Source organism: Kutzneria buriramensis (assembly GCF_003387475.1).
Lineage (GTDB): Bacteria > Actinomycetota > Actinomycetes > Mycobacteriales > Pseudonocardiaceae > Kutzneria > Kutzneria buriramensis.
Window position 1 is genome coordinate 211,192 of the sequence record NZ_QUNO01000019.1, and the last position, 15,918, is coordinate 227,109.

General features: G+C 69.3%; 13 protein-coding genes. 8 read left to right on the forward strand and 5 right to left on the reverse strand.

Annotation, left to right across the window (positions count from 1 at the left end; translation table 11 throughout):
* The first annotated feature begins 108 nt into the window (after positions 1 to 108).
* The 3 genes from BCF44_RS43195 (at position 109) to BCF44_RS43205 (ending at position 5,085) form a co-directional block, all read left to right on the forward strand.
* Positions 109 to 1,044, forward strand: a complete 936-nt coding sequence (locus BCF44_RS43195; protein WP_116180299.1) for a polyphosphate kinase 2 family protein — start codon at positions 109 to 111, stop codon at positions 1,042 to 1,044.
* Positions 1,045 to 1,058: 14 nt separating this feature from the next.
* A complete protein-coding gene (locus BCF44_RS43200; protein ID WP_116180300.1) occupies positions 1,059 to 3,785 on the forward strand; it encodes a cation-translocating P-type ATPase in 2,727 nt (908 codons plus the stop codon).
* A gap of 154 nt (positions 3,786 to 3,939) precedes the next feature.
* Positions 3,940 to 5,085 (forward strand): AI-2E family transporter, encoded by a 1,146-nt coding sequence (locus tag BCF44_RS43205; RefSeq protein ID WP_246016146.1) that lies wholly within the window; start codon positions 3,940 to 3,942, stop codon positions 5,083 to 5,085.
* On the opposite strand, the gene BCF44_RS43210 is transcribed toward BCF44_RS43205, so the two are convergent.
* On the reverse strand, positions 5,056 to 5,904 hold the full coding sequence (locus tag BCF44_RS43210; RefSeq protein WP_116180301.1) for a helix-turn-helix domain-containing protein: 849 nt from the start codon (positions 5,902 to 5,904) through the stop codon (positions 5,056 to 5,058). The genes BCF44_RS43205 and BCF44_RS43210 overlap by 30 nt on opposite strands.
* A 150-nt stretch (positions 5,905 to 6,054) precedes the next feature.
* On the opposite strand from BCF44_RS43210, the gene BCF44_RS43215 reads away from it, so the two are divergent.
* Positions 6,055 to 6,612, forward strand: coding sequence for a hypothetical protein (locus BCF44_RS43215; RefSeq protein ID WP_116180302.1), 558 nt, complete (start codon positions 6,055 to 6,057; stop codon positions 6,610 to 6,612).
* A gap of 664 nt (positions 6,613 to 7,276) precedes the next feature.
* Here the strand turns inward: BCF44_RS43215 and BCF44_RS43225 are convergent.
* Together BCF44_RS43225 and BCF44_RS56100 are read right to left on the reverse strand one after the other, a co-directional pair.
* Entirely contained in the window at positions 7,277 to 8,200 is a 924-nt protein-coding gene (locus tag BCF44_RS43225) for an SGNH/GDSL hydrolase family protein (RefSeq protein ID WP_116180303.1), read from the reverse strand.
* A 9-nt stretch (positions 8,201 to 8,209) separates the two neighbouring features.
* Entirely contained in the window at positions 8,210 to 8,800 is a 591-nt protein-coding gene (locus BCF44_RS56100) for a TetR/AcrR family transcriptional regulator (RefSeq protein ID WP_170218062.1), read from the reverse strand.
* A 316-nt stretch (positions 8,801 to 9,116) separates the two neighbouring features.
* Here BCF44_RS56100 and BCF44_RS43235 point away from each other — a divergent pair, with 316 nt between their 5' ends.
* Both BCF44_RS43235 and BCF44_RS43240 read left to right on the forward strand, forming a co-directional pair.
* On the forward strand, positions 9,117 to 10,277 hold the full coding sequence (locus BCF44_RS43235) for a S8 family peptidase (protein WP_281283211.1): 1,161 nt from the start codon (positions 9,117 to 9,119) through the stop codon (positions 10,275 to 10,277).
* Positions 10,278 to 10,336: 59 nt separating this feature from the next.
* Positions 10,337 to 10,699 carry a hypothetical protein gene (locus BCF44_RS43240; protein WP_116180305.1) on the forward strand — a complete coding sequence of 121 codons (363 nt, stop codon included), beginning with the start codon at positions 10,337 to 10,339 and terminating at the stop codon, positions 10,697 to 10,699.
* A 69-nt stretch (positions 10,700 to 10,768) separates the two neighbouring features.
* Here the strand turns inward: BCF44_RS43240 and BCF44_RS43245 are convergent, their stop codons facing one another.
* Both BCF44_RS43245 and BCF44_RS43250 read right to left on the reverse strand, forming a co-directional pair.
* A complete protein-coding gene (locus BCF44_RS43245; RefSeq protein WP_342775720.1) occupies positions 10,769 to 11,239 on the reverse strand; it encodes a nitroreductase family deazaflavin-dependent oxidoreductase in 471 nt (156 codons plus the stop codon).
* 330 nt (positions 11,240 to 11,569) lie between these two features.
* A complete protein-coding gene (locus BCF44_RS43250) occupies positions 11,570 to 12,394 on the reverse strand; it encodes an SCO6745 family protein (RefSeq protein ID WP_211353488.1) in 825 nt (274 codons plus the stop codon).
* Between the two features lie 378 nt (positions 12,395 to 12,772).
* Here BCF44_RS43250 and BCF44_RS43255 point away from each other — a divergent pair, with 378 nt between their 5' ends.
* Positions 12,773 to 14,308, forward strand: a complete 1,536-nt coding sequence (locus BCF44_RS43255; protein WP_116180306.1) for an outer membrane protein assembly factor BamB family protein — start codon at positions 12,773 to 12,775, stop codon at positions 14,306 to 14,308.
* Positions 14,309 to 14,478: 170 nt separating this feature from the next.
* Entirely contained in the window at positions 14,479 to 15,909 is a 1,431-nt protein-coding gene (locus tag BCF44_RS43260) for a DUF2252 domain-containing protein (protein ID WP_116180362.1), read from the forward strand.
* Positions 15,910 to 15,918: the final 9 nt, after the last annotated feature.

Consider the following 15,918-nt stretch of genomic DNA (forward strand, 5'->3'; position numbering starts at 1 on the left):
GCACCTCTCCCGGGGAGCTGGTCCTCATCGGAGGAGACGAAAGACCCTCGACAGAACGGAAAAATCCGCCGAGCCTCGATCGGAGGCCGAAACCGAGGAGGCGTCGTGATGAACGACGTGCGAGCCAAGAGGATCGCGAACTTCATCGAGCCACTGCGCGTCGAGCCGGGTTCGAAGGTCAGGCTGGCCAAGGACTTCGACCCGGCCTTCAAGGCCGGGGTCACGAAGAAGCGGGACGGCCGCGAGCTGTTGCGGACCGGGGTCGAACTGCTCGCCGAGTACCAGCGCAGGCTGGCCGCGGAGAACACCCGTGGGGTGCTGTTGTGCCTTCAGGCGCTCGATGCCGGCGGCAAGGACGGCACCATCCGGCACGTGATGAGCGGGGTCAACCCGCAGGGCGTGAAGGTGAGCAGCTTCAAGGTCCCCTCGGCCGAGGAACTCGACCACGACTACCTGTGGCGCTACGCGTGCCGGCTGCCCGCCCGCGGTGAGATCGGGATCTTCAACCGGTCGCACTACGAGGAGGTCCTCGTGGTCCGGGTGCACCCGGAGAACCTGGACCGGCAGCGGCTTCCCGGCGCCTCCGCGGGCAAGAACCTGTGGGCCCGTCGGTTCCGCGAGATCAACGACTGGGAGCGGTACCTGACCGACAACGGGTTCTCCGTGGTGAAGCTCTTCCTCAACCTGTCGTGGGAGGAACAGCGCGCGCGGTTCCTGAGGCGGATCGACGTGCCCGACCGCAACTGGAAGTTCTCCGCCGCCGACATCCGGGAGCGGCGGTTCTGGAAGGACTACCAGCACGCGTTCTCCGAGATGCTGTCGGCGACGAGCAAACCCTGGGCGCCGTGGTACGTGATCCCGGCGGACCGCAAGTGGTTCGCACGCCTGTGCGCCGGCGCCGTGCTGGCGCACACGTTGATGGAGCTCGATCCTCAGTACCCGCGTGTGAGCGACGAGGCTCGTGACGAGCTGAGCAAGGCCAGGGCGGAGCTCGAGGCCGAGGAGCAGCCTCCCACGACGGCGGGCGGTTCACGCCGAGCCTGAGAGGAGATGACGAGATGACGCAGCCGTTCGACGCCCCGGCGCCCGCCCGGCCGTGGTACGCCCACGGAGCCGAGGACGCCGCGGCCCTTCTCGGCGTCGATCCCGCCCACGGGCTGTTCACCGCCCGCGCGGTGGAGTTGTTGCGCGCCAACGGTCCCAACGCGCTGCCGGAGGAGAAGCCACAGCCGGGCTGGCTGCGCTTCCTCGAGGAGTACCGCAGCTACATGCAGATCATTCTGGTCGCCGCCGCGGTGGTCTCGCTGGCGATCCGGCAATGGACCACGGCGATCCTGCTGGTGGTCCTGACCGTGGTGAACGCGGTTGTCGGGCTGCGGCAGCAGGGCAAGGCCGACAGCGCGATGAACGCGCTGAAGTCGATGACGAAGCCGACCGCGAGAGTGCGCCGGGACGGAAAGGAGGCGGTGCTGCCGGCGGAGGACCTCGTCGTGGGCGACATCGTGCTCATCGCGGCCGGCGATCAGGTGCCCGCGGACGGGCGGATCCTGGACGCGAGTTCGCTCCAGATCGACGAGTCCGCCCTGACCGGCGAGAGTGTGCCCGCCGCCAAAAGCGCGCAGGCGCTCCCGGCCGACCACCTCGGTCCCGGGGACCAGACGAACATGGCGTTCATGCACACCCCGGTCACCCACGGCAGCGGCACGATGGTTGTCACCGCGACCGGCGCCGCCACGGAGCTGGGCCGGATCGCCGGGATGCTGTCGACCACACCGCCGGAGCAGTCACCGCTGACCCGGGAGCTCGACCGGCTGACGCTGTGGATCGCCGCCGCCGCGGGGCTGACCATGATCGTGATGTTCGTCCTCGGGCTCAACCGGGGCCAGACCTGGGACGCGCTGTTCGTCAGCGCGGTGTCGCTCGCGATCGCCGCGATCCCGGAGGCCCTGCCGACCGTCACCCAGACCATCCTCTCGCTCGGTGGCGTCGACCTGGCCAGGCGCAACGCGATCGTGAAGGACCTGCCCTCGGTGGAGACGCTGGGCTTCACCTCGGCGATCAACTCCGACAAGACCGGCACCCTCACGATGAACCAGATGACCGCGGTCGAGGTCGTCGACCCGACCGATCGCTACACGATTTCCGGCAGCGGGTACGACCTGACGGGCAGCGTGCAGCGCGTGGCCGGGTCCAAGGACACGATCGAGGACGCGATCCTGCCCTATCTGATGGCCAGCGACGCGAAGCTCGTCGACGGCAAGGTCGTCGGCGATCCCACGGAGGGAGCCCTGCTCGTGTTGGGGCACAAGGCCGGCGTCGACGTCGACGCCACTCGCGCGGCGCTTCCCCGGCTGGCGACCCTGCCCTTCGACCCGACCTACAAGCTGATGGCGACGTTCCACCCGGCCCAGGACGCCTCGGGGCGGCCGGTCGTCCGCTGCTTCGTCAAGGGCGCGGCGCCGGCCGTGCTGTCCAGGGCGAGCTCCGCCCTGGCCGATCAGGAGAGCATTCCGTGGGACACCGACCTGTCCGCACGGGCCCTGGCGCATCTGGAACGCATGGGAGGCGAGGGCAAACGCGTGATGGCCGCCGCCACGCGTGACATCGACCCCGAGCGGTTCGACCCGCACGGCGACCTGCTCGGCTACGTCACTCGGCTGCGGGTGACGAGCCTGGTGGGCATGGTCGACCCGCCGAGGGACACCTCGAAGGAGGCGGTCGCCAGCGCGCAGGAGGCGCACATCCGCGTCCGCATGGTGACCGGTGACGACGTCATCACCGGCGCCGCCATCGCCGGCCGGCTCGGCATCTCCGGCGAGGCCATGCTCGGCGCCGACTTCGCCGCGCTGGACGAGTCCGAGCGACTGGCCCGCATCGACGGGATCGGTGTGCTGGGCCGGGTCGCCCCCGAGCACAAGGTGTTGCTCGCCGAGACGTTGAAGTGCAGGGGCGATGTGGTGGCGATGACCGGCGACGGCGTCAACGACGCCCCGGCCATCAAGGCCGCCGACATCGGCATCGCGATGGGCAGCGGCACGGAGGTGGCCCGCAACGCCGGGCGGATGGTGCTGTCCGACGACAACTTCGCCACCATCGTCTTCGCCGTCGAGCAGGGCCGCAAGATCTACGACAACCTCACCAAGTACATCCGGTTCGTCCTCGTCCTGCTGGTCGTGTTCGTGCTGACGTTCCTCGGGGCGGCGCTGTTCGACATCGCGGCCGGGGAGCCGTTCAACGCCGGGCAGGTGCTGTGGATCCACTTCGTCGTCAACGCGCCCTTCGGGTTCGCGCTCGGCTTCGATCGGGAGAGCCCCGGCCTCATGGCCCGCCGTCCCCGTCCTCGGGGCGCATCGGTGGTGGGCACCGGGATGATGGTCACTGTCGGGGCGGCAGGCCTGCTGATCAGTGCGATGCTGCTCGCGGTTCTCTACCTGGGCGAGTCCCACTTCGGCGATCCGCGCGTCGCCAATACGATCGCGTTCACCGCGTTCGCGCTCTGCCTCATCGTGGCCGGCCTCGAATGCCGCAGCGAGACGGCGTCCGTGCTGACGACGGCGACGTTCGACAGCAAGCAGCTGAACTGGGTGGTGCTCGGGGAGTTCGTGCTGGCGGTGCTGGTGACGAAGGTGGACGGGCTCCAGCGGTTGCTCGGCACCACCGAGTTGAACGCGCAGCAGTTCGGCTGGGCGATGGTGCCGCCGGTTGTGCTGTTGACGTTGTGGGAAGTGGGCAAGCTGGCGGCCCGCTCCCTGACCGGGCCGAGCGGTATCACCCCGGCAGGATGAGGAGCGCACCGTTTGGCCATGTCAGAGTGGCCAGATGCCGGGTGGTGATCCAGCTAGCGCGAACGGTGACCGGGACAGGCGAGCGCACACGTCGCCGCGCCGGCCTCGCCAGGTGGCGATGCGCAGCGCACAGCGGCGAAATCCGCCTCGGCGGATGACGATTTCCACTGCGTCCAACCGGATCGCGGCGGCCGCGCAAGCCGCGCCGCGTGCGGGCGTGGCGATGCCACGTGGCCTGGTGCTTCTGCTGGGCGCCGGCGCGTCGGTGATCACGGTGGCCGGAATCAGGGCGGCGGCGTGGTTGGTCGCGCCGACGCTGCTGGCACTGGTGATCGTGATCGTGGTGAGCCCGGTGATCAAGTGGTTGAGGGGACGCGGGGTCCCCGCCTGGGCCGCCACGCTGGCGCTCGTCCTCCTGGTGTACGGCGTGCTCATCGCGTTCGGCCTGGTGGTGATCGTCTCCTTCGCGAAGCTGGCCGCGCTGCTGTCCCAGTACGGTGACCGGTTCCACGCCCTCGTCGCCGACGTCACCGACGTGATGGGCCGGCTCGGAGTCGGTCCGGCACAGCTCCGATACGTCGCCGACGCGCTGGACGTCGGCAAGGTGCTGTCAGCGCTCGGCAGCCTGTTGGTCGACCTGACCGGGATGACGACGAGCGTCGTGTTCCTGCTCGCGCTCCTGCTGTTCCTCAGCGTGGAGGCCAACGGCATCGACAGGAGGCTGCTGGAGATCGCCGCGCACCGCCCGCACGCCAGCGTCGCGATGCAGGGCTTCGCCCGCAGAACCCGGCGATACCTGGTCACCACCACGATTTTCGGACTGATCGTCGCCGCGCTGGACGCGGTCGCACTGGCGTGGGTGGGCATTCCGCTGGTGGTGCTGTGGGGCTTGCTGGCGTTCGTGACCAACTACGTGCCCAATGTGGGATTCGTCCTGGGGCTGCTCCCGCCCGCGTTGCTCGCCCTGGTCATCAGCGGCTGGCAACTCATGCTGGTCGTCGTCCTGGTCTACACGGCGGTCAATTTCGTCGCGCAATCGTTGATCCAGCCGCGCTATGTGGGCGACGCCGTCGGACTGTCGGCCGTGACCGCGTTCATGGCGATGGCGTTCTGGGCGTGGGTACTGGGTCCGTTGGGCCTGCTGCTGGCGATTCCGGCGACATTGCTGATCATGGCCGTGCTGGTCGACATCGATCCGCGGGCAAACTGGGTCGCCGCGCTGACTCGGGCGCCGGCCCGGGCCGGACATCATCGATGGCGCCGCCGAGGATCAGGGCAGGACGCCCGCGCTGACGCGTGAGGCGAGTTCGCGCAGCGCGTCGTGGGACGGCGTGCCGGGTTGGGCGGTCCAGGTGAACAACTGCTGGTCCGGATCGGCGGTGCAGACGAGCGCCGCCCAGTCGAGGGTGAGATCGCCGACGACCGGATGCCGCACCTGGTTGCTGCCGGCGCCGCGGACCGCGACCTGGTGTGCGGTCCACCATCGACGGAAGTCCGTGTCCTGCGCCGAGAGCTCGTCGACCAGAGCCGCGAGCTGAGGGTCATCGGGATCCTGCGCGGCCTCCCGCCGCAGCTGCGCGACCCCGTTACGGGCCGCGTATTCCCAGCGCGGATACAGCCCCCGCACGCGTTGATCGCAGAAGACCAGGCGCACGAAGTTCCGGTCCTTCTCCGGAAGACGCCCGAAGTCGGTGAACAGCGCTGCCGCCATGGGGTTCCAGGCCAGGATGTCGGTACGCCGGCCCAGGACCACCGCCGGGGTGGCGGCGAGGTCGTCGAGCAGACGCCGCAGCTGCGGCTGGGCCTGTTGCTGTGCCGGCCGCCCCGACCGCTGCTCCCGGCCGGACAGTTCGAACACGTAGTCGCGTTCGTCCGCGCTGAGCCGGAGCACCCGGGCGAGGGCGGACAGCACTTCCTCGGACGCCCGGCGTCGTCCCTGCTCGAGTCGCGTGTAGAAATCCGTGCTGATCGACGCGAGGGCGGCCACTTCCTCCCGGCGCAGTCCTCGGACACGCCGCCGGTTGCCGGTGCCGGGCAGCCCGACCATGTCGGGGCTCAGCTCGCTGCGCCGCGCCTGGAGGAAATCGCCCAGTTCGCCGCGATGGGCGTCGCCGGTCATACCAGGAATCTAACAGCGCCGACACCGGCAAGGGTGGGCCTGGACTGTCCCAGGACAACCCTGTCAGGGGACGAAAACGGCCCTTTCCGGGGATGGACGGCCGGTGCCAGTGTCGACAGCGAGCAGGTCATCGAACCAGAAAGAGAACCCATGAGCACCGCCACGGCTGCGGTCGACGGGGGCATCGCGCCCTCCCTTCGACGGCTGTACTTCATCCGCTTCGGCTTCGCGATCGTCTGGGCCGGTCTGTTGGTCGTGACCGGTTCGACCGTCAACCCGCTGAGCGTCACGCTGCTCGTGCTCTACCCGGTGTTCGACGTCGCCGCCGCCGTTGTCGACGCTCGCTCGTCCAGGAGCACCAAGCCGGTGCCGGGCCTGTACGTCAACATCGCGATCAGCCTGCTCGCCGCCATCGGCCTGGCCGTCGCCGTCTCAGCCGGCATCCCCGGCGTGCTCCGAGTCTGGGGCGCCTGGGCCATCCTGTCCGGCCTCGTCCAACTCGCCGTCGGCCTCACCCGTCGTAAGCTCGGCGGCCAGTGGCCCATGATCATCAGTGGCGCCATTTCCACTCTCGCCGGCGCCTCGTTCATCCTCCAGGCCGGCCAGCAGGGTGCCGGACTGTCCACACTGGCCGGTTACGCCACCCTCGGCGGCATCTTCTTCCTCGTCTCCGCCCTGCGCCTCGGCCGCGCCGTGAAGGCCGCCTGAGCGAGCCTGCGGGCGCCTCTTTCGGCGCGAGGTTCACCAGCCGGTTGATGGCGGACGGGTGTGTTCTACAACTTGCGCGGTATGTCTCAACGTAATTCAACCCAGTGTGGCAGGCGGGGAATATCCCGTCTGCCGTATTGGCGTTCGCTCCGAATTCCCACATTCTTTCGGCAGGTTCTTCGCCGATCGAAGGGAACGAGGAGATGCGTGAACAGACAGTCGTGAAATGGCCGTTGCGGACGGCGGTGGCCACGGTGGTGGCCGCGCTTGCGCTGACCACGGTCACCCAGGCGTCCTACGCCGCCCGAGCCGGCCTCCACTGGCTCCTCGGTCGCCGACGCGAGCCGGGTCTCGCCGCTGGGCGTCGCCGGCGATCTCGGTGCCGGCGCGCTCACCGATCCGAAGGACATTCCGTGGGCGGATCTGGCCAAGTCCCTGGGTGAGGCGCCGGTGGACGCGATCAAGCAGCCGGGCGTGTTCAGCCTCTGGCGCGCGGCCAAGCAGAAGGGCCTGACGCTGCCGCAGCTGGTGGGCAAGCTCAACCCTCAGGGACCGCTCAACCGGTCGATGGCCAAACTTAAGCTGTCGTCCCGGGCGCAGATCGTGGCCGCCGCGTACGAGGCCGGTCTGGTCACGCCCGGGGGACGCGCTTTCGCCCACCGGATCACGGCGCGGTCGGCGACGGCCGGCCCAGCGCGCTCAGGACGCTGCCGGCCTGGTGATCAGCGCCGAGCTGGTTCGGGTGGAACGGGACGGCGAGGCCCAGCGGCGAGGTCGTCAGTGGAAGCAGCCCCTCGACCCAGTTGGTGCCGGGCAGTTGGCAGAAGTCGTGGCCGGCGCTGGTGCTGTAGGTGTCCACGAACCCCACCTGCTCCGCGGCGGCGACCCGCCGAAGCATGGCGTTCGTCTCCTCCAGCTTCGCACGCAGCCAGCGCACGTCGCCGTCGAGCATCGGCACGTACGGCCAACACCCATGCGGGGCAAGGCCTTGCAGGTAGTCCACGACAAGGACGGTCGCGTGCGGCGAACGAACCCGGATGCCCTCGATCGCCGCGGCCACCAGCGGCTCGGCGTGGGCGATGTTGACCGACATCTGGTCGACGCCGCCCGACACCCACCGTGATTCGCACGAGCCGCCCAGCGGCGCGGGCAGCGGAAGTCCAAGACTGGGCAACAGGTTCAGGCACCCGGTAATCGCTCCGGCCAGGCCGATGTCGTTGCCGCCGATGCCCAGGGTCACGAGGTCCGTGGTCGGGGTCAGCCGGTCGAACTGCGGCGGGTTGACACCCCCGAAGGGCACGCCCTGTGGTCGGGTCAGCTCCACAGTGGACGCCGAGCCGCAGGTGGCGTCCCGAAAGTTCGTGATTCCCAAGGCCGAGGCGACCTGCTTCGGGTAGTCACCGACGCTCTGCCCGCAGCCGAACGGGGCGAAGGTCGTGGCGACGCGGGTCGGCATCACGGTCGAGTCGGCCGACCACGAGTCGCCCAGCGCGACGTACTCGTGAAACGCGGGCGTGGCCGAGGCCGCGGCGGCGGTCCCGCACGCCAGCATCGCGACCAGCAGGCACACGAACACGGTGCGGCGCATGGATTCTCCTTACGGCGTCGACCAGGTGAGCAGAAAGCCCATGACCAGAGCGCGTATCGCTTCGATGAGAGCATCGGGGTCGATCGGCGCCTCGGGATCGGCCAGCTGCGCCAACATGAATCCGTCGAGCAGGGCGACCACCGCGGGGGCGGCCGCCGCCGCGCGCGGGTGATCGAGCGACTGGAGCAGCTCCCCGGCCAGTGCGCGAAACCCGCTCAGGATCTCCACGGCCGCCCCGCGCAGGGCGGGATTGCGGGCGGCCTCAAGGTAGACGCCCACCTGCGCCAGCGCGAGCCGCACATCGACGGCCCGGTGGCCCACGAGATCCACCAGCTTGTCCAGCGTGCCGGCTTCCCGTGCCAAGTCGCGGTACGCGGCCATCTCCCGCGCCATGTACATCCGAACCGCCTCGGCGGTCAGGTCGTCGATGGCGGCGAAGAAGTAGCCCACGGTCGACGCCGGCAGCCCGGCTCGGGCGGCGACGGCCCGATGGCTGACCGCCTGGACGCCCCCCTCGGCGATCAGGTCGATGGCAGCCTGCAGCACGGCTTCGCGCCGCCGCTGGCTGCGTTCCTGTTGCGGCGTCCGCGATGTCGGCACGCGGCGAACCGTAGCAGCGAATATGGACGGCTGTCCAGGTTTTGCCGTCCACAACCGACACGGGTAACCCGTTGGGGGCACTGCGGTGGCGGACCGTCCGGATCGGTGCATGGTGGGAACGACGAGTGTTCCGCCTTCTGGAGGGATGACGATGTCGCGCTGGCGTCGAAGATGGGCCGCGGCCTCCGCGGGTATGCCGAACGCTCGGGCACATCGTTCTCGGGCCCGCTCGTGGCCGGCGGTGCCGCGCTCCACCTGGCAATTCACCCGTGCGGGTCGTCGATGGCCGGCCGGGCTGGTGGCGGCCGCATTGGCCATGCCGCTACTTGCGTCGCCGGCTGAGGCCGTACCCCGGTCGGACAGTTTCATCGTTGTCCTCAAGCAATCACCGGGCGCTAGATCGGCCACTGACCTGGCGCGACAGTACGGGGGCACGATCACGCATCGCTACGAACACGTGCTGTCGGGCTACTCGGCCACGATGACCGCCGACCAGGCGCGTCGAGTCGCCGGGGACCCCAGCGTTGCCTCGGTGGTGGCTGACGGGATCGTCCCGATGCCGCGGGACCGCGCCGTGCGACACGCCAAGGAGGACGAGGTGCCGTGGGGCCTGGACCGGATCGACCAGGCCAATCTCCCCTTGGACGGCAGCTACAACCCCGCCAAGGACGGCCGCGGCGTCACCGTGTACGTGGTGGACAGCGGAGTCCGGGAGATCCCGGACCAGTTCGGAGACCGCCTGAAAACGGGCTACAACGCCACCGGCGACAGCAACGGCACCACGGACTGCGTCGGCCACGGGACCGGAGTCGCCAGCGTCGCCGGCTCGAAGGACTACGGCGTCGCCAAAGCCGTGGACCTGGTGCCGGTGCGCGTCGGCGGCTGCGGAGCGGCCACCAAGGACTCCACCTTGATCGCCGCCATCGACTGGATCACGGTCGACATCGTCCGACCCGCGGTGGTCAACCTCAGCGTCGGAGCCCCGGCCGGGGTGACCGCGACGGGCGCGGACTCCTTGGTGGAGTCCACCATCAAGAAGTCGATCGCCAACGGCGTCCCGTGGGTCATCGCGGCCGGCAACGAGGCCATCGACGCCTGCAAGTCGCCCATGGCGCGGATACCGGAGGTCATCACCGTCGGCGCGACCGAGAGCAAGGACGCCATGTGGGTCAAGGACCCGGCAGATCCGAACGACGACGGCGAGCCGGGTTCGAACTACGGCAAATGCGTGGACATCATGGCCCCGGGCAAGGACATCGAGGCGCCGGGCCTGGAAGAGGACGCCATCTACAGCTGGACGGGCACCTCGGACGCGGCACCGCACGTGACCGGCGCGGCCGCGATGTACCTGGCCGACCACACCGACGCGCCGCCGGCGCAGGTGGCCAACGCGCTCATGCGCACGTCCACAAAGGATGTTCTCACCGGACTGAGCGGCTCTCCGAACCGGCTGCTGCACGTCGAGGGCGCGGACTGAGTCCCCAAAGAGACAACGGCCGGCCCTCTGGGGCGGCCGCCTGGGAAGGAGCAGGTGTCATGGCCTCCACGGTGCGAACAAGCCATCGAACGCGATTCCGGCGGGCCGGCCGCGCGGCAGCAGTTGCGGCGCTCGTGGCCGGCGGGCTGACCGCAGGGCTGGCCCCGGCCGCGCACGCCGACCTGGTGTCCTGCCCGATTCCGGCGTCCGGTGTCAGCACCGACCAGCCCGAAGGCAATTACCTCGACCGCTCGTCGATCGGCGCGAGCGGCAAGTTCGCGCTCTGCACGTCATCAGGCTGGACGCTGAGTGAGTGCGGCGCCGGATTGTCGGCCCAGCAACTCTCCAACAGCGAGGTCGTCGTCAACAGCATCGAGTACCGTCAAGCCCTGGCCGTCTGCGACGTCACCCAGCTGTACTGACTGTGAGGTTGAGGAGGCGGCTGGCGGGCGGTGAGCCGCCCTGCGGGGTGTGCCGGTGGTGCGAGGCGGTTATCGGGGTTCCAGCAGGAAAACCCGGATCTCGCGCCGGCTCGCCCTGGTCGCGTAGGTGTCGTAGGCGGGCCAGTAGGCCACCATCTCCCGCCATGCCCGCTCGCGCTCGTCGCCGTCGAGCAGGCGGCCGCGCACCGGCGTCGACCGGCCGTTCGTGGCGACCGTCGCGTTCGCGTCGGCGAGCAGGTTGGCGGTCCAGGCCGGGTGCTGCCCGCCGCCCCAGTTCGAGCCGACGACCAGGAACCCTTTGCCGTGCCGGACGAACACCAGCGGGACCTGGCGGGTCAGACCACTGTGCCGGCCCACCGTGGTCAGCAGCAGCGTGCGCACGCCGAGCGCGGAGCCCAGACCGACCTTTCCTCCGCTGACGCGCAACAGCACCCGATCCACCGGCGCCAGCGCCCTGCCGACGGCGGCGTAGGCCTTCGTCTTGCCGATTCCGTAGAACAGGCGTCGAAATTCGATCACCGCCGAAACGTAGCAGGACCTCCTCGTGGAGCTGCCGGGTCACGCCATGAAATCCACAGTGGATGGACAGTCGCGCCAGTGGCACGTACGGGAGTTCCCCGTGCCTGCCGGTGGCGCGCCTCCTTGATGGATGTATAGCACTATGACTTCAGTGACGAGTGAAAATAGGCTCCCAAAGCCTACAGACGACAACCATCCACGACTGGGAGACGTGCGGGGGGCCTTCGATATCGGTCACGCGTCCGGCTCGACATGGCCACCACGCCGGAACTGATCACGGAAGCAGTCCAGCGGATGACGGCGGCCCCGACCTGACAACGGATCCGCTGCTCAGTCGTCGTCGGTCTGTGCCGCGGCGGCGATCGGCTCCAGCCCGGCGATCAGCTCGTCGAGTTCGTCCACGTTGAGCACGTCGTACGCCGGTGCCGCCAGTTCGTCGGTGAGGGCCTCGATCCGCTCCTTGGTCTCCCGGCCGGTGTCGGTGAACCCGCCGGCGTCGTCCACCAGGCCGCGGGCGCGCAGCCCGTCGACGACGGCGGCCAGCTGTGCGTTGGGCAGGTGGTGGATCCGACCGAACTCCTCCGCCCTCATGCCGAGGGAGAGGGCGAGCAGGACGTGGGCCTCGGTGCCGCCGATGCCGTGGGCGACGAGAACGGCGTTGTGGCCGTCCCCGCGGTGCTCCCGCAGCAGCGTCGCCGCGTGCCAGAGCCTGGCCACCGGCTCCTCAGGCACGTGGAGCGCCCGGAGCCCGGCGTAGAGCGCTCGGCCCTCGGTCGGGGCGCTGACTGCTGCTCGGGTGGCGAGGTCGGCGATCCGGACCAGATCGGGGGACTCGGCGAGTTCCCCGATCCTCTGCCGCAGCGCGGTGGCGCTGCCCCGCTCGCGCACGGCGATCGCCTCCTCGGGGGTGATCTTCCCCCAGACCCACGGGATGTGGCGGGCCACCTCGCCGTCGGCGAAGTTGTAGAAGACCGCGTGCACCACTTCGGCCGGCGCCAGGCCGAGTGGCGCGGCGCGGCCGGCGAAGTATCCGTCCCAGTAGTTGCGCATCCCCAGGGCCAGAAACGCCTCGTTCGGCACTTCGGAGTAGGTGACGGTGGCGATCGGCTCGAGGAGCTCGAACATGCGGTGGACCTTGGCCTGTGGGTGCGACATCGGTCGTCATCTCCTGTGGTCGTGGGTGCCCTGTCACCTGAGCGACGAACAGCGCGGCCCGGATTCGACAACCTCGGCCGAAGACATTGCCGATGTCTTCGAGAGCGCATGTGCGGTGACTGGCGCCCCGCCGAGGACCTGGTGCAGTCCAGGCATCGCCGCCGACGACGGCTGGATCTGACACCGGTGCGCCAACCGGCGGCCTGGGGACTGTCGCGGTCGGGGGAGAGATCATGTCACCGCCGAAGGCAGACACCCTGCGCACGTCGGAAGTAGCGGACGTCCCCGGCCGGTTGACCGCGAGGATGCGACCGGTGTACACCTGAACCCGCTGTAAACGGTTACATATGTCTCATCCCGCCGCAGCGAGGAGGAGTTATGCGACCACACGCCCGCAAGAGCCTCGCCGCCATCGCCGCCGCCGGACTGTTGGCGCTCGCCGCGACGCCCGCGACGGCAGCCCCCAGGTCAGCCCGCTACGACTGGCCGCAGTTCGCCTTCGACGAGTCGAAATCGGCCGACAACACCAAGGAAACCACCGTGGGGGCGGGCAACGTCGCCACCCTCGGCCGCCTGTTCACCACCCCGATCACCGACGTCCCCGACGGCGCGCCGCTGCTGCTCAGCGGGGTGACCACCGCCACCGGTGTTCGTGATCTCGTGTTCATCCAGGGCGAGCACGGACACCTCAACGCCTACGACGGCCACACCGGCACGCAGGTCTGGTCGACCAGCTTCGGGCCGACCACTGGCAGCAGCAACACCGGCCCGGCGATCGATCCCGACCGCCAATTCATCTACGTGAACGGGAACGACGGCAACGTGCACAAGGTGCGCGTCGCCGACGGCACCGAAGTGACCGGAGGAGGCTGGCCGGAGCTGGCCGGCCCGGGCAAGGCAAGCTCCGAACTGACCATCGCCACGGACTCGACCGGCGCCAGCCACCTCTACGCCTCGAACGAGGGGCACGGCCACATCACCACGATCGATCTCGCCACGGGCAAGCAGCACGTGTTCAGCTTCTCCTGCGCCAACCGCCCCGACATCCACTTCGGCGCACCCGGCGCGCCCAACGACTGCACGGTGAACGGCCCCGAACCCTGGTCACGCGGACCGTCCTACGACCCGTCGCTGAACCTGCTGTTCCAGATGGGCGGCACCAACAACGGCACAACCTGGGTGCCCGGCAAGGTGTGGCGGCAGAGCTGGGTGGCGCTGCCACCCGACGGCAGCACCACGCTCCGCGGCGGCGGCGGATACCCGGTCGACAGCTACACCCCGACGAACTGGGCCGCCACCGTCAAGTCCGACCAGGACATCGGCGCGGGCGGGCTGCTGATCCTGCCGGTCGGGCTGAGCAAGAAATACCCGCACCTGGGCGTGCAGCCGGGCAAGGACCACAAGATCCGACTGCTGAACCTGGCCGATCTGTCCGGCAAGGGCGGCCCCGGCAACCTCGGCGGCGAACTGCAACTGTTCGACTTCCCGCAGATGGGCCTGATGCGCTCGCAGGGCGCCGTGTGGACCGACCCTCGCAGCGGCGCCGTCTGGGTGCTCGTCCCGGGCGGGAACGGCATCGCCGGATTCCAGATCGCGGTCGATACCGCGGGCGTGCCGAGCCTTCGACTGAAGTGGTTCAACGCCACGAGTTGGACCACTTCGGCCTTCGTGGCCAACGGTGTGCTGTACGCGGCCAACGGCGGCGGTGAGCACACCGACAAGCTCACCAAGCACCAGGTTCAAGCCATCGATCCGACGACCGGAAAGGTGCTCTGGGCGGGCGACATCGGCCAACACCACTGGTCGAGTCCCATCCTGGCCAACGGCACGCTGTACATGGTGGACGGCAACTCCGGTGGCTTCGGCACCGGCACGGCGGGCAACCTGATCGCCTGGTCGCCGGGCGGGAAATAGCGCATCACCCGAAGTTGGTCCGTCGCCCTCGCGACGGACCAACTTTGTTGCGACCACTGCTCCTCACCGATGGCACACACGCGTCGATGGCGCCCTTTGGCCGCTCGCGATCGGGAGTCCGCCCTGAACGGGGGAGCGTCTCGGTGGTCGTGAGTATGGACACTGTGTCGATGACTGTCCTGGTGCAGGAACGCGGCGCGGTCGAAGGTGTCGGACTCTCCCGCGCCGAGCGGGTCGCTCGCGGCAAGGCGGCCCGGGCGAGGGTCCCTCGCTCGAGCCATGCCGAGTTCGTGCGGGATTCCGCCGGGCCGTCGCCGCTGGAACTGCTGGCAAGGCAGGACGAGTCGCGGATTCCGGATCTGGTGCCGATCCGCTACGGGCGGATGGCGGTCTCGGCGTTCACGTACTTCCGGGGCGCGGCGCTGCCGATGGCCGCCGATCTGGCCGCCACCCCGCGCGGCGGCCTGTCGGTCCAGGTGTGTGGGGACGCTCATCTGATGAACTTCGGCGTGTTCGCCTCGCCCGAGCGCCGGCTGGTCTTCGATATCAACGACTTCGACGAGACGTTGCCGGGGCCGTGGGAGTGGGACGTCAAACGGCTGGCGGCAAGCCTGGAGATCGCGGGCAGGTCCAACGGCTACCCGACGAAGCGTCGCCGCGGCATCGTCGTGGCCGCGGTTGCCGAGTACCGTCGGGCGATGCGTGCTTTCGCGAGCGCCACCGCGCTCGACGTCTGGTATGCCCACGCCGACGTCGACATGGTACGCACCGTCTACGCGCAGAACCTGAGCGCGGCGAGCCGCAAGAAGCTGGACGGCAACCTCGCCAGGGTTCGCACGAAGAACAATCTCGGCGCGCTGCGCCAGTTCACCGAGGCGTCCGACGGCGGGTTGCGGATCGTCTCCGAAGCTCACCGCGTGGTCCGAGTCGACGAGATCGCCGACCCCGGCCAGGACCCGCAGGAATTGCGAGCACGGCTCGGCGAGGTGCTGGCGGCGTATCGGGAGACGCTGGAGCCGGAGCGCCGTGCGCTGCTCGACCGGTATTCCTACGTGGACCTCGCACGCAAGATCGTCGGAGTCGGCAGCGTCGGCACACGCTGTTGGATGGTGTTGATGCTGGGTGTCGACAACCAGGATCCCCTTTTCCTCCAGGCAAAGGAGGCCGGTCCCTCGGTGCTGGAGGAGTTCCTGGCGCCGAGCCGTTTCGACAACGCCGGGCAGCGTGTCGTGACGGGGCAGCGTCTCATGCAGACGGTGAGCGACATCTTCCTCGGCTGGGTCAGGGTCGCCGGATTCGACAGCCAGTCGCGCGACTTCTACCTGCGGCAGTTGCGCGACTGGAAGGGCTCGGCCGAGATCGACGGGATGCTGTGGCCCAACATGACCGATTACGGCCGCCTCTGCGGCTGGACCCTGGCTCGCGCGCACGCCCGGTCCGGCGACCCGATCGCGATCGGGTCGTACCTCGGCTCGGCATCGGTGTTCGACGAGGCGGTCGCGGAATTCGCTGCGGCGTACGCCGATCAGAACGAGCGTGACCACGCCGCACTGCTCGCCGCCATCGCGTCGGGTGCCGTGCGGGCCGACACCGACACCTGAGGCCACCTG

What these genes read in the sequence shown, in the direction of transcription:
- BCF44_RS43195 (WP_116180299.1), top strand. Translation starts at nt 109, where the DNA reads ATGAACGACGTGCGAGCCAAGAGGATCGCGAACTTCATCGAGCCACTG.
- BCF44_RS43200 (WP_116180300.1), top strand. Translation starts at nt 1,059, where the DNA reads ATGACGCAGCCGTTCGACGCCCCGGCGCCCGCCCGGCCGTGGTACGCC.
- BCF44_RS43205 (WP_246016146.1), top strand. Translation starts at nt 3,940, where the DNA reads ATGACGATTTCCACTGCGTCCAACCGGATCGCGGCGGCCGCGCAAGCC.
- BCF44_RS43210 (WP_116180301.1), bottom strand. Translation starts at nt 5,904, where the DNA reads ATGACCGGCGACGCCCATCGCGGCGAACTGGGCGATTTCCTCCAGGCG.
- BCF44_RS43215 (WP_116180302.1), top strand. Translation starts at nt 6,055, where the DNA reads ATGAGCACCGCCACGGCTGCGGTCGACGGGGGCATCGCGCCCTCCCTT.
- BCF44_RS43225 (WP_116180303.1), bottom strand. Translation starts at nt 8,200, where the DNA reads ATGCGCCGCACCGTGTTCGTGTGCCTGCTGGTCGCGATGCTGGCGTGC.
- BCF44_RS43235 (WP_281283211.1), top strand. Translation starts at nt 9,117, where the DNA reads ATGCCGCTACTTGCGTCGCCGGCTGAGGCCGTACCCCGGTCGGACAGT.
- BCF44_RS43240 (WP_116180305.1), top strand. Translation starts at nt 10,337, where the DNA reads ATGGCCTCCACGGTGCGAACAAGCCATCGAACGCGATTCCGGCGGGCC.
- BCF44_RS43250 (WP_211353488.1), bottom strand. Translation starts at nt 12,394, where the DNA reads ATGTCGCACCCACAGGCCAAGGTCCACCGCATGTTCGAGCTCCTCGAG.
- BCF44_RS43255 (WP_116180306.1), top strand. Translation starts at nt 12,773, where the DNA reads ATGCGACCACACGCCCGCAAGAGCCTCGCCGCCATCGCCGCCGCCGGA.
- BCF44_RS43260 (WP_116180362.1), top strand. Translation starts at nt 14,479, where the DNA reads ATGACTGTCCTGGTGCAGGAACGCGGCGCGGTCGAAGGTGTCGGACTC.